General features: G+C 66.1%; 21 protein-coding genes. 9 read left to right on the forward strand and 12 right to left on the reverse strand.

Going from position 1 to position 23694, the window contains the following annotated elements; all coding sequences use genetic code 11:
• Positions 1-217: 217 nt before the first annotated feature.
• From AB4Z48_RS12950 to AB4Z48_RS12960, 3 genes are read right to left on the reverse strand one after another with little or no spacing between them, the layout of a single operon-like run.
• Entirely contained in the window at positions 218-1864 is a 1647-nt protein-coding gene (locus AB4Z48_RS12950) for a fatty acid--CoA ligase (RefSeq protein ID WP_441614431.1), read from the reverse strand.
• Between the two features lie 23 nt (positions 1865-1887).
• Positions 1888-2736 carry a TauD/TfdA dioxygenase family protein gene (locus tag AB4Z48_RS12955; protein WP_441614433.1) on the reverse strand — a complete coding sequence of 283 codons (849 nt, stop codon included), beginning with the start codon at positions 2734-2736 and terminating at the stop codon, positions 1888-1890.
• Between the two features lie 12 nt (positions 2737-2748).
• Positions 2749-3729: a quinone oxidoreductase family protein gene (locus tag AB4Z48_RS12960; RefSeq protein WP_441614435.1), complete on the reverse strand. Its 981-nt coding sequence runs from the start codon at positions 3727-3729 to the stop codon at positions 2749-2751.
• A 206-nt stretch (positions 3730-3935) separates the two neighbouring features.
• Here AB4Z48_RS12960 and AB4Z48_RS12965 point away from each other — a divergent pair, with 206 nt between their 5' ends.
• The 9 genes from AB4Z48_RS12965 to AB4Z48_RS13005 all read left to right on the forward strand — a co-directional run bounded on the left by AB4Z48_RS12965 (position 3936) and on the right by AB4Z48_RS13005 (position 10908).
• Positions 3936-4994, forward strand: a complete 1059-nt coding sequence (locus tag AB4Z48_RS12965) for an AraC family transcriptional regulator (protein WP_441614437.1) — start codon at positions 3936-3938, stop codon at positions 4992-4994.
• Positions 4995-5225: 231 nt separating this feature from the next.
• Complete coding sequence (locus tag AB4Z48_RS12970) at positions 5226-5375, forward strand: hypothetical protein (protein WP_441614439.1); 150 nt, start codon at positions 5226-5228, stop codon at positions 5373-5375.
• Entirely contained in the window at positions 5363-6919 is a 1557-nt protein-coding gene (locus AB4Z48_RS12975) for an efflux transporter outer membrane subunit (RefSeq protein ID WP_441614441.1), read from the forward strand. The genes AB4Z48_RS12970 and AB4Z48_RS12975 overlap by 13 nt, the downstream gene beginning before the upstream one ends.
• Positions 6912-8120, forward strand: a complete 1209-nt coding sequence (locus AB4Z48_RS12980; RefSeq protein WP_441614443.1) for an HlyD family secretion protein — start codon at positions 6912-6914, stop codon at positions 8118-8120. Before AB4Z48_RS12975 ends, AB4Z48_RS12980 begins: the two co-directional genes overlap by 8 nt.
• A complete protein-coding gene (locus tag AB4Z48_RS12985) occupies positions 8110-9153 on the forward strand; it encodes a DUF2955 domain-containing protein (RefSeq protein WP_441614445.1) in 1044 nt (347 codons plus the stop codon). The genes AB4Z48_RS12980 and AB4Z48_RS12985 overlap by 11 nt, the downstream gene beginning before the upstream one ends.
• Before the next feature lie 14 nt (positions 9154-9167).
• Positions 9168-9608, forward strand: a complete 441-nt coding sequence (locus tag AB4Z48_RS12990) for an ion channel (RefSeq protein ID WP_441614447.1) — start codon at positions 9168-9170, stop codon at positions 9606-9608.
• Positions 9609-9807: 199 nt separating this feature from the next.
• Positions 9808-10158 carry a hypothetical protein gene (locus AB4Z48_RS12995; RefSeq protein WP_441614448.1) on the forward strand — a complete coding sequence of 117 codons (351 nt, stop codon included), beginning with the start codon at positions 9808-9810 and terminating at the stop codon, positions 10156-10158.
• A 168-nt stretch (positions 10159-10326) separates the two neighbouring features.
• Positions 10327-10680, forward strand: coding sequence for a hypothetical protein (locus AB4Z48_RS13000; protein ID WP_441614739.1), 354 nt, complete (start codon positions 10327-10329; stop codon positions 10678-10680).
• A gap of 9 nt (positions 10681-10689) precedes the next feature.
• Positions 10690-10908 carry a YMGG-like glycine zipper-containing protein gene (locus tag AB4Z48_RS13005; RefSeq protein WP_441614450.1) on the forward strand — a complete coding sequence of 73 codons (219 nt, stop codon included), beginning with the start codon at positions 10690-10692 and terminating at the stop codon, positions 10906-10908.
• 146 nt (positions 10909-11054) lie between these two features.
• On the opposite strand, the gene AB4Z48_RS13010 is transcribed toward AB4Z48_RS13005, so the two are convergent.
• The 9 genes from AB4Z48_RS13010 to AB4Z48_RS13050 form a co-directional block, all read right to left on the reverse strand.
• Positions 11055-12839: a SulP family inorganic anion transporter gene (locus AB4Z48_RS13010; protein WP_441614740.1), complete on the reverse strand. Its 1785-nt coding sequence runs from the start codon at positions 12837-12839 to the stop codon at positions 11055-11057.
• Between the two features lie 153 nt (positions 12840-12992).
• A complete protein-coding gene (locus AB4Z48_RS13015; protein WP_441614452.1) occupies positions 12993-13244 on the reverse strand; it encodes a hypothetical protein in 252 nt (83 codons plus the stop codon).
• Positions 13245-13463: 219 nt separating this feature from the next.
• Positions 13464-15176 carry a SulP family inorganic anion transporter gene (locus AB4Z48_RS13020; RefSeq protein ID WP_441614454.1) on the reverse strand — a complete coding sequence of 571 codons (1713 nt, stop codon included), beginning with the start codon at positions 15174-15176 and terminating at the stop codon, positions 13464-13466.
• 34 nt (positions 15177-15210) lie between these two features.
• Complete coding sequence (locus AB4Z48_RS13025) at positions 15211-15684, reverse strand: glycine zipper family protein (RefSeq protein ID WP_441614456.1); 474 nt, start codon at positions 15682-15684, stop codon at positions 15211-15213.
• A 34-nt stretch (positions 15685-15718) separates the two neighbouring features.
• The gene (locus AB4Z48_RS13030; RefSeq protein WP_441614457.1) at positions 15719-17242 is read right to left on the reverse strand and encodes an efflux transporter outer membrane subunit; all 1524 of its coding nucleotides are present in this window, start codon (positions 17240-17242) and stop codon (positions 15719-15721) included.
• Positions 17239-20418, reverse strand: a complete 3180-nt coding sequence (locus tag AB4Z48_RS13035) for an efflux RND transporter permease subunit (protein ID WP_441614459.1) — start codon at positions 20416-20418, stop codon at positions 17239-17241. Before AB4Z48_RS13035 ends, AB4Z48_RS13030 begins: the two co-directional genes overlap by 4 nt.
• The gene (locus tag AB4Z48_RS13040) at positions 20415-21611 is read right to left on the reverse strand and encodes an efflux RND transporter periplasmic adaptor subunit (protein ID WP_441614742.1); all 1197 of its coding nucleotides are present in this window, start codon (positions 21609-21611) and stop codon (positions 20415-20417) included. The genes AB4Z48_RS13035 and AB4Z48_RS13040 overlap by 4 nt, the downstream gene beginning before the upstream one ends.
• Positions 21612-21974: 363 nt before the next feature.
• A complete protein-coding gene (locus AB4Z48_RS13045; RefSeq protein ID WP_441614461.1) occupies positions 21975-23012 on the reverse strand; it encodes a hypothetical protein in 1038 nt (345 codons plus the stop codon).
• A 90-nt stretch (positions 23013-23102) separates the two neighbouring features.
• A complete protein-coding gene (locus AB4Z48_RS13050; protein WP_441614463.1) occupies positions 23103-23672 on the reverse strand; it encodes a GNAT family N-acetyltransferase in 570 nt (189 codons plus the stop codon).
• Positions 23673-23694: the final 22 nt, after the last annotated feature.

The raw sequence follows: 23694 nt of genomic DNA on the forward strand, positions 1-23694 counted from the left end.
CTCCTTCGGGAGGCGCTTTGCTTTGCGCCTGTCGTGGTGGCAAGGATGGTCCTTCGCCGGGTAGCGGGAACGATGGAGGTGGTTGCTGCGCATTTCGCGCGGCTCGCCCTTCCGGCAAGAAAAAGCGCCAGCCCCCGCCTGAGGACTGGCGCATAGTTTTCCTTACTTCACTTACTTCCCTTACTTCCCTTACTTCCCTTACTTCCCTTACTTCCCTTCAGACCGCTTTTTCACGCAGCTGCTTTTTATTGATCTTGCCTACGCTGGTCTTCGGGATCGCCTCGACAAAGACGATGCGTTCCGCCTCGGGCACCGCGTACTTGCTGATGCGGCGGGACGCCACGTGCCCCATCAGCTGATCGCGGATCTGCGCGGGGCCCACTTCCGCCCCTGCCTCGCGCACCACGAAGGCCATCGGGCGTTCGCCCCACTTGGCATCCGGCACACCAATCACCGCGCACTCCAGCACGCCGGGTATCTCCGTGATCAGGTGCTCCACCTCGATGGAGGAAACCCATTCTCCGCCCGTCTTGATCACGTCCTTGATGCGGTCCACGATCTGCACGAAGCCGTCCGCGCCCATCACCGCGACATCCTGGGTATGCAGGTAGCCGCCCGCCCACAGTTCCTCCGAGGCTGCCGGCTTCCCGAAATAGCCCTTGGTCAGGAACGGTGCGCGCAGCACGATCTCGCCGCGGCTCTTGCCGTCGCGCGGCAGGTCCTGCATGTCTTCGCTGACGATACGGTAGTCCACCAGCGTCACCGGGCGGCCTGTCGAGCAGCGCATGCGGACTTCTTCCGCACGGTCGCTCGGCTTGCACCCTGGCGGCAACTGGGCCAGCGAGACGATCGGGCCGGTCTCCGACATGCCATAGCCGGCGAAGATGTCGATGCCTCGCGCCAGTGCCGCTTCGCACAGGACCGGCGGCAGCGCCGAGCCACCGATGATGATCTTCCAGCCCGAAAGATCCTGGGCGCCGTCCTGCGAGGACTGCAGCAGCATCTGCAAGATGGTCGGCACGCAGTGCGAGAAGGTGACCTTCTCCGTCTCACGCAGCTTCAGCAGCATGTCGGGCGCGTAGCGGCCCGGCAACACGGTGCGCAGGCCCAGCATGACGGCGATGTACGGGATGCCCCATGCCAGCACGTGGAACATCGGCGTGATCGGCATGTAGACATCCTCGCGGTGCATGCGCTGGCCCTCGCGGGGCGAGCACAGGCTCGCAGAGGTTGCCAGCGTGTGCAGCACGATGTCGCGGTGGCTGTAGCAGACGCCCTTGGGGTCGCCGGTGGTGCCGGTGGTGTAGAAGGTGGCGGCCTTGGTGTTCTCGTCGAAATCCGGGAAGGCGAAATCGGGCGAGGCCGCATCCACCAGGGCCTCGTACTCGCCCGCCAGCGGCAGCGTCAGCGCCGGTGCGGCCTCGCCGTCCGCCATCAGGACCAGGCGCGGGTTGCCTGTGAGCTGCCCGCGGATCTCTTCGAGCACCGGCGCGAAGTCGGGGTGAAACAGGATGACGTCCGCGCCGGCGTCGTTCAGCGTGTACAGGATCTGCTGGGGCGAAAGCCGCACGTTTACCGTAAACAGCGTCGCGCCCATCATCGGCACGCCGAAGTAGCATTCCAGGTAGCGATGGCTGTCCCAGTCCATCACCGCGACCGTGGTGCCGTGCCCGGCGCCGAGCGAGGTCAGCGCCGAGGCCAGCTGGCCGATGCGGCGGCGGAAATCGCGGAAGGTGTAGCGCATCTGGCCGCGGTAGCTGATTTCCTGGTCGCCATGGAGACTCAGGGAATTGATCAGCAGCTGCTTGACCAGCAGCGGGTAGGCGTACGCGGACTGCGTGGGAATAACCAGGTTGTCTTGCATGATTGTGTTGCCTCCACGCGCGCTCAGAACGGCTTGCTGCCGATGATACCCGCGCGCTCCATCTTGCGGTGGCACGGCGCATAGTCCATCACCGCATAGTGCTGGGTAGCACTGTTGTCCCAGATGGCCACGCTGTCGGGTTGCCAGCGCCAGCGCACCTGGTACTCAGGGACATATGCCTGGCTGACGAGGTAGCGCAGCAGATCGGCCGCGCCGGGATTGGCGTCCTGGCCAAAACGTACGCGGGCGGCCGTGTGGTAGTTGGTGAAATGCGTGGTGAAGGCATTCACGTAGAGGATCTTTTCGCCGGTCTCCGGGTGCGTGCGCACCACCGGGTGCTCCGCATCGGGAAACTGGGCCTTGAGCGACAGCCGCTTTTCGATCGGCATGGCCGCGCCGAAGGAGGCCTCGATGCTGTGGCGCGCACGAAGGTCGGCAATCTGCTCCTTGATGTGCGCCGGGAGCCTTTCATAGGCAAGCGCCATGTTTGCCCACATGGTGTCGCCGCCCACCGGCGGGCACTCCACGCAGCGCAGCACGGCGCCGAACTGCGGCGCTTCGCGCCAGGTGGTATCCGAATGCCAGGCGTTCTCGTAACGGTCGTTGGGCTGGTCCGGGGTCTTGTAGATGCGCACCAGGCCCGGGTGCTCGGGATCGCTGCCGGCAACGGGGTGATCCTCGAGCTCGCCAAAGCGGCGCGCAAAGGCGACATGCTCATCACGGCTGAAATGCTGGTTGCGCAGGAACAGCACGCGATGCTTGAGCAGCAGTGAGCGGATTTCGGCGAACAGGCCAGCGTCGCCAACGGCGTCGGCAAGATTGACACCGGCCAGTTCCGCGCCCAGTGCGCAGGTGAGTTGATGGACTTGCATGTGCATCCCTCCTCAGATGACGAAGATCGACGAGCCCGTCGTCTTGCGCGATTCCAGGTCACGATGGGCCTGCACCGCATCCTCCAGGGCGTAGCGCTGGTTGATTTCGATCTTGATACGGCCGGCGCCGACGTGATCGAACAGTTCCGAGGCCAGTGCCGTCTTCTCCGCCGGATCGAAAATGTAGTCGGCCAGTGCCGGCCGGGTCAGGAACACGGACCCCTTCATGGCCAGCAGCACGGGGTCGAACGGCGGGATCGGGCCCGAGGCCGTGCCGACGCACACCATGGTGCCGCGGCGCTTGAGCGAATCCAGCGACGCCATGAAGGTCGTCTTGCCCACGCTGTCGAACACCACGGACACACCCACGCCGTCGGTCAGTTCGCGCACCCGCTTTGCCACGTCCTCATGGCTGTAGTTGATGATGTGGTCGCAGCCGTGGGCGCGGGCCACTTCGGCCTTGGCTTCGGTGGAGACGGTGCCGATCACGGTCAGGCCCAGCAGCTTGGCCCATTGCGAAACGATCAACCCGACGCCGCCGGCCGCGGCATGCAGCAGGATGGTGTCGCCCGCCTTGAAGGGATGGATCCGGCGCATCAGGTAGGCCGAGGTCAGGCCGCGCATGGTCATGGCCGCGGCGGTCTCGAAGCCGATGGTTTCCGGCAGGCGGATCAGCGGCGCGGCCGGCACCAGCCGCTCGGTGCTGTAGGCACCCAGCGTGTTGATGAAACCGGTGTAGGTCACGCGATCGCCGACGGCCACGTTGGTCACGCCCGGGCCAATGGCCTGCACCACGCCGGCGGCTTCCACGCCCATGCCCGCGGGCAGCGGTACCGGGTAAGTGCCATTGCGGAAATAGGTGTCGGCGTAGTTCAGGCCGGCCGCCACGTGGCGGATGCGCACCTGGCCGGGGCCGGGATCGCCGACTTCCATGTCCTCGTAGCGAAGAACTTCCGGCGCTCCGGCCTCGTACATGCGGACTACCTTTGCCATGCTTATCTCCTTGATCTGTCGCTGCGGCGCAGAGTGCGCCGCGCATGCAGAGAATGTAGGCCCTGGCTGGCCGCGGCGCTTTGCATTTGCCCCCGCGGACTTTGCATTTCATGCCACGCGCGCCTATCATCCGGCTTGCGAAGACAAGACGGGCAACCCGCCAAGGGCAAACCCGGAGCAGGCAAAAGAGCAAAGAGGAGACTGAATTGGAGACGCTGGTGCGTGCGGCTGCACTGACCAACTTCTTTGAAGTGGCAGGAGACCTTGGCATCAACCCGCAGTCGCTGCTGCGCGCGGCGAAACTGAGCCGTATGCTGCTGGCCGATCCGGACCAGCGCATTCCCGTCAATGCCTGTGCCACGCTGCTGGAGTCCGCCGCGCTGGCGGCCGATTGCCCGACCTTCGGCCTGCGCATGGCCGAATCGCGCCAGTTGTCGGACTTTGGCGTGATGAGCCTGCTGATCAGCCAGCAACCCACGCTGCGGGATGCGCTGGTTACCACCATCCGCTACCGGCACCTGGTCAACGAGTCGGTGGCAATCGTGCTGGAGAACGCTGGCAAGGCCGTCATCATCCGGCAGGAACTCGTGCTGAACGCGCCCTCGCGGCAGGCCACCGAACTTGCCATCGGCGTGGTTTTCCGCATGTGCAGGGCGCTGCTGGGCCCGCACTGGCGACCGCACAGCGTCAACTTCACGCACCCGGCACCCGCCGACCTGGGTGTCCACCGGAGGCTGTTCGGCTGCCCGCTGGAGTTCGACAGCGAGTTCAACGGCATCGTCTGCCTGGCGGCAGACCTGGACGCGCCGAATCCAACCGGGGATCCGGCCATGGCTCGCCATGCGCAGCGCTTCGTCGAGATGCTGCCTCGCGTCAATGAGCCGTCCATCGGCCGTGACGTGCGCAATGCCGTCTACCTGATGTTGCCGATGGGCCGCGCCACCTGCGAGGGCGTCGCCCAAGGCCTGGGCCTGAGCCTGCGAACCATGCAGCGCCAGCTTGATGAAGCGGGCGAGACCTTCACGGACATCCTCAATGAAGTCCGTAGCCAGCTGGCACGACGCTATGTGGGGAACCCGCAGTATTCCCTGCTGCGGGTGTCCGAACTGCTCGGCTACGGCTGCGCTAGCTCGTTCACGCGCTGGTTCTCCGCCCAGTTCGGTGAATCGCCGGTGGCCTGGCGCCGCAGGCATGCCGCCAGCACGCCGGCATCCAGGCAAAGCGAAGGCGCAGCCACAGAGGTGACGCAGAGCGATCCCCCATAGCTGTGTTCCATTGAGCACAGTCGGCGTGTTGCCTTCTTGCATCCCGGACCGGTAAGACGCCACGCTTCAGCTATATTCGAGCAAGTGGGTCAAGCGGCATCCCGCCAGCGGCGCGCCCCGGACTTGCGGGACGCTGGCGAAGACCCGCGCGGCAGAATGCGCTCCTTAAATACGTAGACGGCTTTCCCGAAGTTGCGCAGGTCACCAGGATCGTCAGGGGAGACGGGTGCCATGGTCTTCTACATCTGTGTCTTCGTTGCCGGCATTGCCGACAACGCCGATGACGTGTTCCAGCCCCTGCCGCCTGGACCCGGCGTCGATGCACGCATGGCGAAGACAAGCAGGCCTGATGCGGGCGCGTGCGCCATATGCCGGCCCTGATCCGTCCACGGCGCGCACTGTTGGCCGGCCTGCTCGCGTTGAGCGGCTGCGCGCGCGTGGGTCCGGACTTCCAGGCGCAGCGCGAGAACTGGACCAGCCAGTGGAACAGCCCGGCTGTCGGACAGGCCAGCGAGCAACGGTTGCAACCCGATTTGCGGCAGTGGTGGCAGGTCTTCGCCGACCCGACCCTGGAACGCCTGATCGCCGAAGCCGATGCGCACAATGCCGGCTTGAGGATTGCCGGGCTGCGCGTGCTGGAAGCCCGCGCCCAGTTGGGCATTGCCCTGAGCGGGCGCTATCCGCAACGCCAACAGGTCAGTGCCGACGCCCTGTACATGGATCGCCGGCAGTCCGGCGGCCGCAACGCCCAGAATAGCCGCTTCTGGCAGTACAGCGCGGGCTTCGACATCGGCTGGGAGCTGGATTTCTGGGGACGCTTCAGCCGCGCCATCGAGTCGGCCGATGCCGCTTATTTCGCCGCCATGGCCAACCATGAGGACGTGCTGGTCTTGCTGCATGCGCAGATGGCCGAGACCTACTTCGCCCTGCGCACCGCCGAAGCGCGCCTGCGCATCGCCCGCGAGAACGCCCGCCTGCAGAAGCGCAGCTATGAGATCACCGAGCGCCTGTTCAAGGGCGGCGAAAGTGATGAGCTGGATCTCCAGCAGGCCAAGACGCAGTACCTTGGCACCCTGAGCAGCATCCCCGAACTGGAAAACCAGATCGTGCTTACCCGCAATGCCCTGGCTATCCTGATCGGCCGCCCCCCCGGGCAGTTGCCTGAACTGCCGGAGCTGGCGCAGAGGGAGGGAGTGATCCCGCTGATTGACCGCGCGGTACTGCAAGACGTGCCAGCCAATCTGCTGCTGCGCCGTCCGGATATCCGCGCCGCCGAACTGCAGGTCGCGGCGCAATCGGCGCTCATCGGCGTGGCGAAGGCAGATCTCTATCCTTCGCTGTCGCTGCTCGGCAGCATCTCCTGGTCCGCCAGCTCTCTGGCGGGCACGCCGAATAACCTCGCCCTGATCGGTGGTCCCAGCCTGCGCTGGAACGTGTTCGACTATGGCCGCATCAAGAACAATGTGCGCGTGCAGGATGCGCGTCTGCAGCAACTGATTGTCGCCTACCAGGACAGCGTGCGGCAGGCGGCGCGCGAAGCCGACGATGCCGCCAGCAGCCTGGTCAGGGCACTGGAGCGCGAGGACATCCTGCGCGAGGCGTCGCTGGCCGCCGACCGCTCGCTGACGCTGGCCAGCGCGCTTTTCCGCGAGGGCTACTCGGACTTCCAGCGCGTGCTGGATGCCCAGCGCGCGCTGTTTGCCCAGCAGGACGCCTACCTGGTCAACCGCAGCAATGCCGTGAGCGACCTGATTGCCCTCTACAAGGCACTGGGCGGGGGCTGGTACAGCGGGCAACCGCTGGTCGACCCGGCCACCCGCGAACAAATGCGGCAACGGACCGACTGGGGCGATCTGCTGGATGAGGCGGACCGCCAGCACACCAGCGCGAAGCTCCCCTCGCAGAGGCCCGACTCCGATGAGTGATACCCAGCGACCCCTGGCATCCACCCCGCCCGAAGTGCCGGCCAGTGCGCCAGCCGATGCGCCAGCCAATGCGCCAGCCGATGCGTCGGCCGCGTCGTCGTCCAATACGCCGGCCAGCACACAACCACAGGCCGACCCCGGCAGGAAGGCGCTCAGGCTTGTCATCGGCCTGATTGTGCTGAGCCTGGCCTGGTATCTGCTGGCCGACCGGTTTACCCCTTACACCCAGCAGGCCCGGGTGCAAGCCTTCGTGGTACCGGTCGCCGCGGAAGTGTCCGGGCGGGTGACGCGCGTGCATGTGCGCAACAACCAGGATGTCGCGGCCGGCGCGCTACTGTTTGAAGTCGATCCGGTGCACTACCGGATCGCGGTAGACCGCGCCCGTGCCGACCTCGAATCCACGCGCCGCCAGATCGGCGCCAACACTGCCGGCATCGATTCGGCGCGGGCATCCCTGCGCGCCGCCATCGCCAACGAAACCAAGGCACGCCAGGACAGCGAGCGCCTCGAACGCCTCTACAGCGAGGACCAGGGTACCGTCTCGCTGCGCCGCCTGGAGGTGGCCCGCGCCACCCACGAACAGGCCGCGGGCCAGGTCGCCGCGGCCCGCGCCGAAGTGGAGCGCGCGAAAGAACTGCAGGGCGGCAGCGAGGAAGAGAACGCCAAGCTGCGCAGCGCCGCCACGGCCCTGGAAAAAGCCGAACTGGACCTGGCCAATACCCAGGTACGTGCGCGCACCGCCGGCCTGATCACGGATCTGCGCACCGAAGCCGGGCTGTATGCCGCGGCCGGCGCGCCAGTCATGACACTGATCGCCATCCACGATGTGTGGGTGAGCGCGGACCTGACCGAAAACAACCTGGGCCACGTCGACGTCGGCACACCGGTTGGCATCGTGCTCGATGCCTTTCCAGGCAGGGTCTTCGAAGGCCGCGTGCGCAGCATCGGCTACGGCATCAGCACGGGCCAGAGCACCCCGCCCGGCAGCCTGCCGACAGTACAGAACAGCCGCGACTGGCTGCGCCCGGCCCAGCGCTTCCCGGTGGTTGTCGAGTTCGCGCCCGGCCAACTGGCCGCGCTTCGGGGCATCCGCGTGGGCGGGCAGGCCGAAGTCATGGCCTTTCCCGGCGAGGGCAATCCGCTCCATCCGCCCGGCCGCCTGTTCCTGCGCTTGATGAGCTGGCTTTCCTATGTCTACTGATTGCGTTCATGCCAACGTAGCCGCGCCGCCGTCCCGGGGTCCGCTGCGCCTGGCCAGCGGCACGGCGTTATGCCTGGCAATCAGCTTCGGCCTGGACTTTTCCATCCCCATGGTCGCGCCGGTGCTCGCCGTGTTCCTGCTCGCCACGCTCGACCGCCCGCTCCCGCTCAAGGCAGGGTTGGGGCTGGCCCTGATGGTGACGCTCACCACCGGCAGCGGCCTGCTGCTCATCCCCGTGCTGCGCTATTACCCGTTCAGCGGCGTGTTGCTGGTCGCGCTATGCCTCTACCTGGCCTTTCGCTTCGGCCTGCGCGGCGGAAACAACCTGGTCGCCACCTTCCTGGTGGCTGGCCTCACCATGATCTCCGCCGCCGGATTTGCTGATTTCGGGCTGGCCCTGACGGTCATCGGCGCCCTGGCCAAGGGGCTTCTGCTCGGCGTGCTGGTGCTGGCGCTCAGTCACTGGCTGTTTCCCGAACCCGCCCGCAGGCGTCCCGGGCCCGCCGCCCCGGCCGTGCCGGCCGGCGACGCCGACCGGCTGGCCCTGCGCGCCGCGCTGGTGGTGTTGCCGGCCTTCCTGCTGGCACTGACCGCGCCGGACAGCTACATGCCGATCATCATGAAATCCGTCACCCTCGGCAGGCAAAGCTGCACCACCAAGGCTCACGGTGCCGCCCGCGAGCTGCTGGGATCCACCTTGCTCGGCGGGCTGCTGGCGGTCCTGTTCTGGTGCGCACTCAAACTGTTCGTGCACCTGTGGATGTTTTACCTGTGGATGCTGCTGTTCGGCCTGCTGCTGGGGCGCAAGCTCTATGCGACCAGCCCGACACGCCAGCCGCCCGGCTTCTGGGTGAACACCTTCGTGACCCTGATCATCCTGCTCGGCCAGTCGGTCCAGGACAGCCGTGCCGGCAAGGACGTCTACACGGCCTTTGCGATACGGATGGGGCTTTTCATTGCCGTCACCCTGTATGCCTGCCTGGTGCTCCAGCTCCTCGACCATCGCCGCCGCGATCGACCGCGCGGCGCCTGACCAACATATCGACCATGCTCCTCCAATTCCTGGCTGCAGCCCCCGTCATGTTGCTATGCCTGCCGCTGCAGGCCGTCGTCGTTGCCATCTGCCTGCGCCGTTATGCGCGCTTCAGGCGGACCCGGCAAGGACATGAATCCCTATGGGCGGATATCGTGCTGCTGTCTGGCGTGATGCTGCTGACCTTGCTCTGCAATATCGCGCAGATTGCCATATGGGCTACCTTGTTCCTGATGCTCGGCGAGTTCCGTGATTTCTCCACGGCGCTGTATCACTCTGGGGTCAACTTCTCCACCCTTGGCTATGGCGATATCGTGATGTCCGAACGCTGGCGCCTGCTCGGGCCACTGGAAGCGGCCAACGGCATCCTGATGTTCGGTGTCTCTACCTCGTTGATGACGGCTGCGGTGCTGGATGTGATCAGGTATGGCAAGACCGAGGGCGGATCGCCTTGATCGGGTGCGGTCCGGCCCTGCCTGCCCGGACTGGCGTTGGCGCCGCAGACGCGGGCGCCGCCAGTAGTCATTGCGCGACACCGCGCGCCTTCGGATTTGACATACGTCCGGGCATGACTACGCTTAGTCTGGTCTGCACCTCAGGGCCAGACCAGTCGGTTCGAGCACGCCAGCGTCATCGTCACTCAATGGAGAGCGTATGCGGATGTCCCGGAAATCCATGCTGGCCAGCCTGATGGCGCTGGGAATTGCCACCGCTGGCCTGGCCCAGCCCGCGCCGGGCCAGGGTGCCGCCAATGCCATATCCGAGGCCGTACAGAGCGGCGCCAGTCCCTATCGCCCTCCGTCGGCCGACGCACTGAGTCCGGATGACGCCAGGCGCGCCAGGTGCGAGGAGCTCAAGGAGCAATTCAACGCCACCTCGAGCCAGCGGTCTTACCAGTCATCCGGCCCGGCCACGCAAAACGCGCAGGGGCGCACCATTCCCAAGATCGAGCGCGACCAGACGCGCAAGCAATTGCAGGAGACCTACCGCGCCAACTGCACGTAGCGAGGCGGCAACGCGGGGCTGCCCTTGTGGGACTGCCTTGCCGCGTGCGAAGCACGACACCGTGTCTCGACCATGTGCGTCAAGGATGTTGCGGTGTTCCGGAGTACCATGAAAACGCGGATTCCCGAGGAGAATGCGATGGCGATGAAACACAAATTACGCGTGGCGATGGCCGTGGGATGCATGACGCTGGCGCTGGTATCGGGTACTCCCCGCGCGGAAGACATCCCGTTGGTCACCGGCAGGCATTGGACCGAGTCATCGGAACAAATGAAAAAGGCTTACCTCGTCGGTATCGCCAATCTGGCCCTGGTCGATATCGCCTATCAGGCTGGCAAGCCGCCGACCGACTCCCAGAGCATCGTCCCACGCCTTGCGAAAGGGCTGAAGGGCCAGACCCTCGACACGGTGCGCGAAGGACTCGACCGCTGGTACGCCGCGCATCCGGACCAGTTGCAGCGACCCGTCCTCGAAACGATTTGGTTCGAAATGGTTGTGCCCGGGCTTCAGCGCACCAAGTAGGAGAATCAGATGAAACGACTCGAACGAATTGGCGTGACGCTCGCCCTCGCCGGCGTTGTTGGCTGCACGAACATGACGCCGCAGCAACAAGGGACGGTGACCGGCGCGGGCGTGGGAGCCCTGGCGGGCGCAGGCATTGCGGCCATCGCGGGAGGCAGTGGCTGGACGGGGGCCGCCATAGGTGCGGTCGCCGGCGGCGTCGCGGGCAATATCAAGGGAAGCAAATAGCGCTGAGAGAGCGAGCCTCGGGGACCTCAACCCGGCTGGGGGGGGTGAAGATGGACGCACCGAAGCAGTCGTCCAGGCTTCAACGCGCCGACTGCCAGGCCCGATGCCCGCCAGCCAGCGAGGCGTGCCAGGATTTGCCTCTCCACTCAGCCATCGGTCTCCTCCCGGTCCACCCAATCCACGGGATAGGTCGCGAGATAGCTGCTGACGGCGGCGCCCAGTGTCGGGAAGAATGCCGTCTCGCCTATCCGCGCGAACAGCCCGAATCGTTTCAGCTTGTCCTTGACGGGATCCTTCATCTCGGCCACGCACAGCTCGATGCCAGCCGCGTGCAAGGTTCCGTCCAGCTCGGCAAGCATGTCCGCGGAGGTGACGTCCACGCTGGTGACCGGCTCCGCCGAAACGACCAGCCAGCGTACCGGCGTGGGCGATGCCGCCACCGCATCCAGCACGCGGTCATGGAACAGTTCGGCGTTGGCAAAGAACAAGGGCGCATCCCAGCGAAACAGGACCAGGCCGGGGATCAGGCGCGCTTCGGGGTAGCGCTTGATGTCATGGTAGCCCTTGACGCCCTCGGCGCGACCCAGCACCGCAGAGTAAGGGCGCCAGCCGTCCCAGAGGAATTCGATGACGGCAATCACGATGGCCAGGCCAATGCCTTGAATCGCACCCAGCACAGCCACGCCGACCGTACAGACGATCGATAGCCAGAACTCCCAGCGCTGGATGCGATAGATCCGTCGCAGGTCGGCGACCTCGATCAGCCCGATGGCCGATGCGATCACCACCGCGGCCAGTGCGCTGGTGGGCAGATCCTGCAGCAGGTCCGGCGCCACCAGCAGCAGCAGGGCAACGGCAAGCGCGCCGACTACGCCGGACAGCTGGGTCCTGGCACCGGCGGCCTCGGCCACGGGCGTACGGGACGAACTGCTGCTGATGGCGAAGCCCTGAAAAAATCCGGCGGCCAGATTGGCGACGCCGAGCCCCACCATCTCCTGGTTCGGGTCGACATAGGTACGAGTCCGCGCCGCATAGACACGAGAGAGCACGCTGGTGTCCGCGAACGAGACAAGGGCAACGGCGAAACCGCCGGTCAGGACGGGGACGATATCGCCGGTGGTGATCCACGGGATGGCGAATGCTGGCAGGCCTTGCGGAAGAGGACCCAGGACCGACACCCCGAAGCGCGCGGCAAGGTCCAGCATGCCGACGGCGACGGTCGCTCCCACCACGGCGACCAGGATGGCCGGCACGCGCTTGTTTCCCTTGAGCAGCAGGATCACCACCAGGGTGGATGCGCCGACCATGAACGCGACCCAGTTGGTCTTTCCATCGATCACCGCTGTGGTGATAGCCCACGAATCTCTCAGCGGTCCGTCGGACTTGATCGAAAAGCCGAAAAGCTTGGGCAACTGGCTGATCAATACCGTCAGCGCGATTCCGTTCATGTACCCATAGCGAATCGGTTTGGAAAGAAGCTCGGTGATGAAGCCAAGGCGCGCTATGCCGGCCAGGATACACACCGCACCCGACACGACCGCCATCATGCCCGCAAGGGCGACCGCGCGATGCGCATCGCCCCCGGACAGTGGCAGGATGACAGCGAGGATGACGGCGGCCAGCGAGGAATCCGGGCCCAGCACCAGAATGCGGCTGGGCCCGAACAAGGCATAGACGAACAGCGGAACAATGGTCGCATAGAGACCATGGATGCCAGGCAGGCCCGACGCCACCGCGTAGGCGATGCCCACGGGTACCATCATCGTGGTGAGCACGAGCCCCGCCACGATATCGTGCCGCAGCCACGCCGCCTGGTACGCGCGGAGCGTGCGCAGTCCCGGCAGCCACCGGCCCCAGCCGGCATGATCGGTGACCCGGCGCGGAATCCGGCCAGGTTCGGGGTGCGGGGGTGGAGAATCCGGAGGGCTCATGAGGCCGCGGCTGTTCAGCCTGTTGTACGGCACAGCAAGGGTCCGACCCGGATCTTGGCGACGGCATCGTCACCGCCAGGAACGGAGCGCTCCCTGGCGCCGGTCCTCGCTAACGCCTGAACGCAGGAACAGGCGGGCCAACCGGCCTGCCAATCATTTCTGCCCGGCCTTGGCGCGTGCGGCAGAGATCGCCGTGTCACGCTCCTTGGCCGCGGCAGATTTCTGCTCGTCGAAGACCTTTTGCGCTTCGCCGACCTTGCGCTTGTATTCCTTCCTGGCGGCGGCGATTTCCTCGCGCATCTTCACGATTTCGTCATTTTGACCTTGCGCGGCCGCGGCCGAAGCGGCGTGGACCCAAGCCGGTGAAGCACTGAACGCCATCGCAAGCATGATGGATGTTGCCATCTTTACCATGATCCTCTCCCGCTTCGTTTATCTTCATCGCGGCAGCATTGAAGCCTGCCGCCACCTCGCCACATCGGCGCCTCAAACCAAGCGCTAATATAGTGCCCGGTTCACGAGAATCAAAGGAGCATCGAGAAGCACCACGCTCACGGTGCCTGGAGCACCAGGCAGGAATCCTTCATGCAACGCCGTTCCACCTGCCGCGCCCCGGTGGCGGTTTCATGGCCGGCTGGCCTGCGCCACGACCGAGGCCTGATAGCTGTCGACTGCCTGCTCCAGATCGAAGAACATCCGTTCGCGCCCCAGTGCAGCGCCCAGGGGCGCGCGCTGCACCAGTGCGAGCACCCCCGGGTTCAGCCCGACCAGCCACAACGCCCCGCCGTCCTCGCGCCACCTCGCCTCCGCCTCCGTCAGCATCTTGAGCGCCGTGTATTCGAGATCGAACACGGCACCGAGATCCAGCGCGATGACCTGCGGCTTCGTGGCGACGATCTGCAGGCGCAGCTTCTGGCCAAGCCGCTCGGCATTGGCGAAGAAGATACGGCCTTCCGGCCGCAGCATCAGCAGGCCCGGGAAGCTTTCATCCTCCGGGTGCTCGGCGCAGGCCGGCCGGAACACGTTGGTGCCCGGCTTGCGCCCGAGCACATGGAGCGGAGGGTCGGACACCTGATGGGCAAGCGCCACGAGCGAGACGACAATGGCGACGACGATCCCTTGCAGCGTGCCCAGCAGCACGACGCCGACCATGGCGATCAGCGCCCACAGGAACTCGGTGCGGCGCACATCGAGGATCGCGCGGAACTCCGCCGGCTGGATCAGGCCGACCGAGTACACGATCACCACCGCGGCGAGGGTGGCTTGCGGCATCTTCCCGATAAACGGCGCAAGCAGCAGCATCGTGCCCAGGGTCATGGCCGCGGTCACCAGCGTCGACAACTGCGTGCGCGCCCCGGCGACCCGGTTCACCGCGGTCTGCGACGTGCCGCCACCGGCCGGCATGGCGCCCGATAACGCGCCTGCGACATTGGCCAGGCCCGTCGCCAGCAGTTCCCGGTTTGCTGTCGGCGTGCGCTCGCCTCGCTGCGCAAACGCGCGGCCTGCCGCGATCGACTCGGTAAAGCTCATCAGCGCGATGCCCGCCGCTGCGGGCCAGAGGTCGGCAACCAGAGCGAAGTCCGGCATGACAAGCGTGGGCAAGCCGGTGGGTACGTGGCCGACCACTTCGACCCCGTGGCCTTGCAAGCCGAGCAGACCAACACCCGCTATCCCGGCGGCCACGGCAATCAGCGGGGCCGGCGCGCGCGGGAACACCCGCTCGATCGCCAGGAGCATGACAACGGTGACGGCCGCCACCGCCACGGTGTACACCGACGTGTGCCCAAGCCCGGTGCCGATGGCCAGCACATTGTGGAAAAACGTGCCCTTCGTAAAATGTATGCCCAGCAGCTTCGGGATCTGGTCCACCACGATCACGATCGCGATCCCCGCCTTGAATCCGGTCAGCACCGGGTCGGAAATGAAGTTGGCGACAAAGCCGAGCCGCAGCAGCGCGGCCAGCACGAGGATGACGCCCACCAGCACGGTCAGGGTCGCGCAAGCGGTCAGCAAGGTGCCAGCGTCGCCGCCAGGGGCCACCCGCCCGAGCGCGGTCGCCGCGAGGATGGCAAGCGTTGCCGTCGAACTCACGCTGAGCGGCCGCGACGTGCCGAGCAGCGCGTACACCACCATCGGCAGGAACGCGGTATAGAGCCCCACCTCGACCGGCAATCCGGCGACGGTCGCGTAGGCCAGCGCCTTGGGAATCACCACTGCGCCCGCCGTCAGGCCGGCCACGACATCCGGCTTGATCCAGTCTTTGCGGTACTCGCGGATCCACTCCGGCACCGGCAAGGGAAAGCCGCCGGACGAGTGCTTCGATGACTCATGTTCCATGCGAACCTTGCCTTCGCGCCCTGGACATCGCTACTTACTTGATCGAATAGCCGCGCCCTTCCATGCAGGCCGCGTAGGCCCGATAGTAGGTATCCATCGCGCCTTGACTCTGGGACTGCGCAGAGGCCTGGGCCGAGCGCTGGTTCTGCCGTGCCCGCGCCCCGCCGGCCATGGTCCCGACGGCAGCACCCGCGGCCGCGCCCTTGCCGGCATCGCCCGCAATGGCCCCGATGGCCGCGCCACCCGCCGCGCCGCGCGCCGCACCCCGCACGCGCTCCCCTCCGCCCACCGCGGGCCCGGACGGCGGCGGCGGCGCCGCGGCGACCGCTGCCGGATCGATGCCAGTATTGCTCTTTGCCCACGAGTAGCACGCTCCGTCATCCTTTTGCTGCTGCTGCGAACTCTGGCCCTTGGCCGGGTAGGCGATCGGCTTGGATTGCGCCAGCGCCCCGAGCGGCACCATGGCGGCGACGGCAGCGCAAACCAGGCGCTTGTTCCACGTGTTCATGACAACTCCTTCATTGCAACTGCCCCGGGCTCGCTCATTTGCCGTTTGCCAGTGTGTCGGCCTGCTGCAGCGGCCACCCGGCACCCAGCGACTTGTAGAGCGAGACCATCAACCCGAACTCCGAGCCGCGCAGGCTTGACTGGTCCAGCTGCGCATTGAACAGCGCGCGCTGGGAATCCAGCACTTCGAGGTAGCTCGTGTAGCCGCCCTCATAGCGATCCTGCGCAAGCGACACATAGCGCTGCAGCGCGTCCACTTGCGTATCCTTCGCCGCGCGCTGCTCGCGCGTGCGTTGCACCCCCACCAGCGCGTCCGCGACTTCCTGGAAGGCCGTCTGGATCGCCTGCTGATACGCGAACAGCGCCTGCTGCTGGCGCGCTTCGGCTTGCTTGACATCCCCCGCGATGCCGCCGGCAGTGAAGATCGGCATGCTCACGGCGCCCGCGAATGACCACGTGCGCGCCGAGCCCACCCACAAGCCGGACAAGGCCGTGCTTGCCGCGCCGAACAGTCCGGTCAGGGAGATCGTGGGAAAGTACTCGGCGCGCGCCGCGCCGATCTGCGCGTTGGCCGCGATCAGTTGCTGTTCGGCCTGCAGCAGGTCCGGACGCTGTTCAAGCAGCGCCGACGGCAGCCCGGCGGGAATCTCGGGCGAAGTCAGCTCGCCGATGGACTTGCCGCGCTGGATGTCGGCCGGATTCTGGCCGACCAGGACCGACAGCAGGTTTTCCTGCTGCGCGACGAGCTGCTCGTAGAGCGCCACGGAGGTGAGCGCCGACGCGTATTCCGACTGCGCCTGGCTGACCTCGAGTTCGGACACCACGCCGCCTTCGAAGCGCTGCTGGAACAAGGTCAGCGCGCCTTGCCGACTGGCCAGCGTCTGCTGGGCGATCAGCAAGCGGTTGTCCAGGTCGCGCAGGCTGATGTAGCCCGTGGCTACCGCCGCCACCACGCTGACCTGGGTGCTCCGCCTGGCCTCGCCGGTGGCGACCCACTGCGCGCGTGCCGACTCGGTCTGCCGCCGGAGCCGCCCGAACAGGTCGATCTCCCAGGTAGCGAATACGTCCGCCCGCACCTGGTTGAACGGATTATTGACAGGTACGACGTTGCCCGCCCCGGTGGCCAGACGCTGGCGGCCACCGCCGATCTCCGCGCCGACCTGCGGAAAGAGCCCGGCGCGAGTCGACATCAGCCGCCCGTAGTATTCCTCGACACGCGCCAGCGCGATCAGGATGTCCTTGTTCTGCGCCAGCGCCTTGGCGATGAGGTCGTCAAGCACCGGATCGTTGAACTGGGTCCACCAGTGCATGTCGATGGCAGGGATCGCGTTGGCATTGGCATTGGCATTGGCATTGGCGCTGGCGCTGGCGCTGGCATTGGCGCTGGCATTGGCGTTGGCGTTGGCGTTTGCGTCGGCGTTTGCGTCGGCGCCGGACTGGGCAAAGCGGTACGCGTCCGGCACGTCCAGCGCCGGGCGCTGGTAGTCCGGCCCGACCGCGCAGCCCGCCAGCACGAGCGCGCCGGCCGCGGCAAGCTGCCGCCTCCGGGCGGGTTTCATGACTCCCCTCCGCTCGATGCCGGCGTCTCCGGACGGGGAGTGGGCGCCGGCGCCGCCGGCGCGCTCCCCGCGGCCTTCCTGGCCGCCCTGGCTTCCAGGCCCCAGAAGAACATCGGGATGAAGAAGATGGCAATGACCGTGGCCCCCAGCATCCCGCCGATGACCCCGGTCCCGAGCGAGCGCCGGCTCGCCGCGGACGCGCCGGAGGCGATCGCCAGCGGAATGCACCCGAGGATGAAGGCCAGCGACGTCATGATGATCGGCCGCAGGCGCAGCTTGGCGGCCTTCACCGCCGCCTCATACGGACTGAGGTGCTCCTTGTGGAGCATCTCCACCGCGAACTCGAAGATCAGGATGGCGTTCTTCGCCGCCAGCGCAATCAGCACGGTAAGACCGATCTGGAAGTACACATCGTTCTCCATGCCGCGTATCAGGATGCCCACCAGCGCGCCGAACAGCGCGAACGGCACGGCGAGCAGCACGCCAAGCGGCAGGGACCATTTCTCGTACTGCGCGGCCAGGATCAGGAACACCATCAACAGGGCGAAGCCAAACACCATGGTGGCGGTGGACCCGGCCTTCTTCTCCTCGAAGGCCTGCCCGCTCCAGCCATAGCTATACCCTTCGCCGAGCACCTCGCCGGCCACCTCCTCCATCGCGGCAAGGGCCTGGCCGGAGCTGTATCCCGGCGCCGCATCGCCGGTGATCTTGGCCGCCGGGAAATTATTGAATCGCGTCACCAGATCGGCGCCGGCCACATAGCGCGAGGTCGTCACCGCCTTGATCGGCACCATGTCGCCCTTCGCGTTGCGCGTGTAGAGCTTTTCGATATCCTCCGGCCGGGAGCGGAACTCGGGCTCGGCCTGCAGGATGACCTGGAACAGCCGGCTGTTCTTGGGAAACTGGCTGACATAGAGCGAGCCGAACATGGTCTGCAGCGCCGAGTAGACCTGTTCCACCGGCACCCCCTGCGTTTCCGAGCGTTCGCGATCCACATCGACCAGGAACTGGCGCGAGCGCGTATTGATGGTGGTACTGACGCCACGCAACTCGGGGCGCTGCCGCGCCTTGGCGATAAAGGCACGTACCCTGTCTTCAAGCTGTTGATACGTGCCGTCTCCCGTGCTCTGCAGCCAGAATTCGAAGCCGCCCGTGGCGCCGAGTCCGGGAATGGAGGGCGGATTGACCGGGATGACCAGGCCCTCCCGGTACGTGGAGAATTCCCGGGTGGCCTTGACGATCAGGTCCTCGGCGCTCTCGCCCTTCCCGCGCTCCTTGAAGCCCTTGAGCGTGACAAACAGCGTGCCGGCGTTGGTCTTGTTCTGGGAATCGATCAGGCTATAGCCGTCCGGCGTCGCCACGGATTTCACGCCGGGCTGGCGGGCGAGCCATTCTTCCGCCCGCTTCGAGAGTTCGCTGGTCCTGTCGAGGCTCGCCGCGTCCGGCAGGATCACCGCGCCCAGCAGATAGCCCTGGTCCTCCACCGGGAGGAAGGACGATGGGATGCGGGTGAACATCAAGACGCTGACGACGATCATCACGACAACCAGGCTCAGCGAGATGACGACCCGCTTGATCACCAGCTGCACCGTGCTGCCGTACCCCTCCACCATCCGGTCGAAGGACTTGTTGAACCAGCGGAAGAACCGGTTCTTCTCATGCTCGCCGGGCTTGAGCAGGATGGCCGCCAGGGCCGGGGAAAGCGTCAGTGCCACCACGCCGGACAGCAGCACGGAAACGGCGAGCGTGATGGCGAACTGCTTGTAGAGCTGGCCGGTGATGCCCGAGAGAAACGCCACCGGTATGAAGACCGCCAGCAAGACCAGCACGATGGCGACCACCGGACCACCGACCTCGTCCATGGCGGCCTTGGCCGCCTCCTTGGGCGGCATCTTGAACTCCACCATATTGCGCTCGACGTTCTCGATCACCACGATCGCATCGTCCACCACGATGCCGATGGCCAGCACCATGCCAAACAGCGTGAGCATGTTCACGGAGAAGCCCAACGCCGACATCGCCGTGAAGGCGCCGATGATCGACACCGGCACCGCCAGGATCGGCACCAGCGTCGCCCGGAAGCTTTGCAGGAAGAGATAGACCACCAGGATCACCAGGATCACCGCCTCCGCCAGCGTGTGGATCACCTCGTTGATGGATTCCTGGACAAACTCGGTGGTGTCGAGGGCGATTTCGTACTGCAGGCCCGGAGGGAAGCTCTTCTTGAGGTCGGCAAGCGTCTTCTTCACCCCGGCGGCCACCGCCAGCGCGTTGGCTCCCGGCTGCTGGTACACGGCAAGCAGCGTCGCGGTCTTGCCCTTGTAGCGGCTGCGCAGGGAATAGTCCTTCGAGCCGAGCTCCGCCCGGCCGATGTCCTTGAGCCGCACCAGCGCCGCTCCGCTCGAGGCCGCGCGCAGGATGATGTTCTCGAAATCCTCGGGCTCGGTCATGCGGCCCTTGGTGGCAACCGGGAAGGTCTGCTTGACCGGGCCGGCCGTCGGCGCCTGCCCGATGCGCCCCGCGGAGAACTGCTGGTTCTGCGCGCTGACGGCGTTCTTGACGTCATCCACCGTGATGCCCAGCCGCGCCATCCTGTCGGGTCGCAACCAGATGCGCATGGCGTAGTCCGGCGTGCCGAAGATCGATGCCTGGTTGGCCCCCGGGATACGCTTGAGCGCATCCAGCACGTAGATATTGGTGTAGTTGTCGACGAAGTTCTGCGGGTAGCTGTTATCCGGAGAGTAGACCGCGATGACCATCATGAAGGCCGAGGACCGCTTCTGCACGGAAACCCCTTGCTTCGTGACAGCGTCCGGGAGCGTCGGAAGCGCGAGGTTGACACGATTCTGGACATCCACCTGCGCCAGCGACGGGTCGGTCCCGATCTCGAAAAAGACCGTCAGCGTCATGTTCCCCGTGGAGGAACTCGTGGACGACATGTAGAGCATGTTGTCGGCGCCGTTGACCTGCTGCTCGATCGGCGCCGCGACATTCTGCGCCACCACCTCGGCACTGGCGCCAGGATAGGTGGTCGATACGGTGATGGTCGGCGGCGTGATCTCCGGGAACTGGGCCACCGGCAGATTGAACATGGCAACCAGTCCGCCGACCACGATGATGATCGACAGCACCGAAGCGAAGATCGGCCGGTCGATGAAGAAATGGGAGATCTTCATGGCTTGCGACCCTCGCTGCCGGCGGCGGGAGCGCTGGCGGCATGCGCGCCCGCCCCACCCTTTGCTGCCGCCGGGACTGGCTTCACCGGGGCGCCGGGCGCCAGGCGGGTGGCGCCATTCACAATCACCATGTCACCGGGCCGCAAGCCCGAGCGGATCACCCAGTTGTCGCCCGACCACTCGCCGACCTCGACCACGCGAGACTGCGCCTTGTTGTCCTTGTCGACCGTCCAGACCGACTCGCCGCGCTGGCCCTGGATCACCGCCTCCTGCGGCACGGCGACCGCCTGGGTCCGCTGCGCGCCAATCAGCCTGACCCTGACAAACTGGCCCGGACGCAACAAGCCCTGCGGGTTGGCCATTTCGGCGCGCACGAGGTACGTGCCGGTATCCGCGTTGAACGACGCGTCGGCAAAGGCAATCCTGCCCCGGCTGCCGTACACCGTGCCGTCGGCCAGGACGATCTCGACCTCGAGCGCCCCGCGCTCCGGCAGCTTCAGCGAACCGGACTGCTGCTGCGAGCGCGACTGGAGCACCTCGTTTTCCGACAGGCTGAAATTCACCCACATCGGATCGAGCTTCGCCACATAGGTCAGCAGGCTATTGGTTGGGTCGATATACGAGCCGACCTGCCTCTTCGCAAAACTGGACAAGCCATTCACCGGTGAGGTGATCGTCGTATAGCCAAGATTGAGCTTGGCGTTGACAACATTGGCGCGGGCCGCCTCGACCGCCGCCGCGGCCGCCTGCTCCTGCCCGACCGAGTCGTCGAGGTCCTTCTGGCTCAGTGCATTCTTCGCGGCAAGCGGCCGCACGCGGTTGAGATTGGCGCGCGCCGTGCTGAGCCGGGCCTGCTGTTGCGCCAGTTCGGCCTCCGCCGCGGTCAGCGCGGCCTGGAATGGCTTCTGGTCCATCCGGAACAGCAGGTCGCCCTTCTTGACCAGCGAGCCTTCTGTGTAGAGGCGCTGCTCGAGGAACCCGTTGACGCGGGCGCGGATCTCGACCTGCTGGGAGCTTTGCGTCTCGCCGACAAACTCGAACACCACCGGGACGTCGCGCAGTGCCACCGTGACGATGCCCACCTCGGTCGCGACCGCGGCGGGAGGTGGTGGCTTCTCTTTCTGGCAGGCGGCGACAAGGATAGTCGCAAGCAACAGGCAAACGTAGCGATAGCTTCGTTGTTTATTGTTCATCACGACTCCCACCCCCAAGATCCTGTGGAATCACTTCTTTTCTGCCGTACGCCGCGGTGCAGGGCGCGGTGCCGGTGCGTCAACTCGCCGCGGGGCTCCATCTGCGCTTGCCGAAAATCGATGAGCCCCGTGGAGCTCATGGCTCCGCTTTTCCTGGGGACCCTCGCCCTCATGTGTGTTTTAGATCATTCTCGTGCTTCTTGCCGAATTCTCGTACTGCATTTTTTCGATGCCGTGTTTCGCGCAAACAGGTGTGCCGTGTCACCGCCAGCGCACAGGCAGCGATCCATCCACAAGTGCGACCGCAGAGCATGCCGCGGCGAACTGTTCGACCGGTCTTGCGGCGCGCATCCGGGGCGTGCACTACAACAGGCGCTCCGCTTCATCGAGGAGCGACATCGGAGACAGCATGCCGGCGCGCGCAAAGCGCACCAGGGCAAAGGTGCGCACCAGCGGCGGATCGCCCGGGACCCGGGCGCTTTGCAGATCGATTGCATCGCCCGGTGCCGTGCTCTGTTCCGGCAGCAGCACATTCATCCGGCTCAGGCGGATGTTCCGGTGCTCCAGGGAGAACCGCGAACCCGCCTCCTCGAACACTTCGCCGAGTCCGTCGATCTGGCGCTCCAGGGCATCGGATGCCACGCCGAGCCGGGCGAGTTCCTGAGCGTTTTCCTCGATCTGTTCGCGCAGCCTGGCATGTTCCGCGGGCGCCACTTCGCTACCGCCCCCCACCACCGAGCGCATACCGGTGCCCCGCCGCTCCAGCAGATGCAAGCGCGCCTTCAGGAGCTCCAGCTCACGTTCGATCACATTGCGCCGCGACATGCCGGCGGCAAACCGGGCCAGGCCCTCCAGCGCCAGCTGATCCAGCATTCGCCGCACGATCTCCTCGCGCAGCCCGGCGTCAGTCCGGCCACAGATCCGCACCTGGTGATCGCTGAAGCAGATCGTGGTTTGCTGCACATCGGTGCGCATCACGTCTCCCTCCAGCGCGACGCCCAGCGTGTGCCGCTCGGCCATCGCCATGCCCAGCACCGCATAGGCCTCCCGCGCGTCCGGTGCGTGCTCGAAGAACTCGCGCAGGTCCGCTGAGCGGCTGAAGGCAAGCTCCACATCGTGCGCCGTACCGAAAAAGGCATGGATGTAGGGATCCGATCCCCACGCCACCGCGCTGGCTTCGCGCGGCGCAGGAAGGCCCGCCGCCAGCCCGCGGACAACGTCCAGCGCCAGCCCGATCTTCGGCCCGAGCCGTTTCTGGTAGTGCGGCACCAGGCGCAGGCGCGGACTCAGGCCGAGGACGCGCTCCGTCATCTCGGCAATCTCGTGCTTGCTCCGCTTGTCGCGCTTGCCTTGCTCGTGCGCGCCCGGCTCGCGCCGGCGCAGCAGGTCCAGTATGCTCATCGATCGGCTCCCCTCGTTGCGCGCGACCCCGCGCCACCGGTTCGTGCTGCAGTTCGCGCTCAGGCCTGTGCGCGGCTGGCGCGCCGCGGCTTATCCAGGGGCGATGCCGGCCCCGGCCGGCACCGCAAGCCGGAGCTTGACCACGCGCAGCATGGCATCGTCGGGGCATGGCGTATCGTCGAAGCCGAGCCGGCGCGCAAGGCCGCGCATGGAATGGTTGGAAGACAACACGAAGCCCTCCATCCATCGGTATCCCCGCGCGCTCGCGGCACCAATCAACGTTTGCATGAGGTGCCGCGCCAGTCCCAGCCCATGCCAGTTGTCGTCGATCGTCACGGCGAATTCGCAGACCTCGCTGCCAGGACCCGCGGCATAGCGCGCGCCGCCGACGATGACCTCTGCCTCGCCATTGCCTGTGACGGCCACCAGCGCGAACTCGCGCTCCGGCATCGGGTGGGTTGCCGATTCGAGCATGGCGTCCGGCAGTTCCCGCATGGAGGCCATGAATCGCGTATAGCGGGAATCCACCGATAGGCGGTGGAAGGCGGCCAGCAGGGCTGCCTTGTCTTGTCCGCCGATCTGGCGCAGCAGAATCTGCCGCCCGTCGCGCAGTGTCACGCGGGCGGGCAGCGATGGCTCCGGGATGGAATCGTCCGGCATGATGATCTCGCTGGTGCTGACA

The organism is Cupriavidus sp. 2TAF22 (assembly GCF_052115045.1).
Lineage (GTDB): Bacteria > Pseudomonadota > Gammaproteobacteria > Burkholderiales > Burkholderiaceae > Cupriavidus.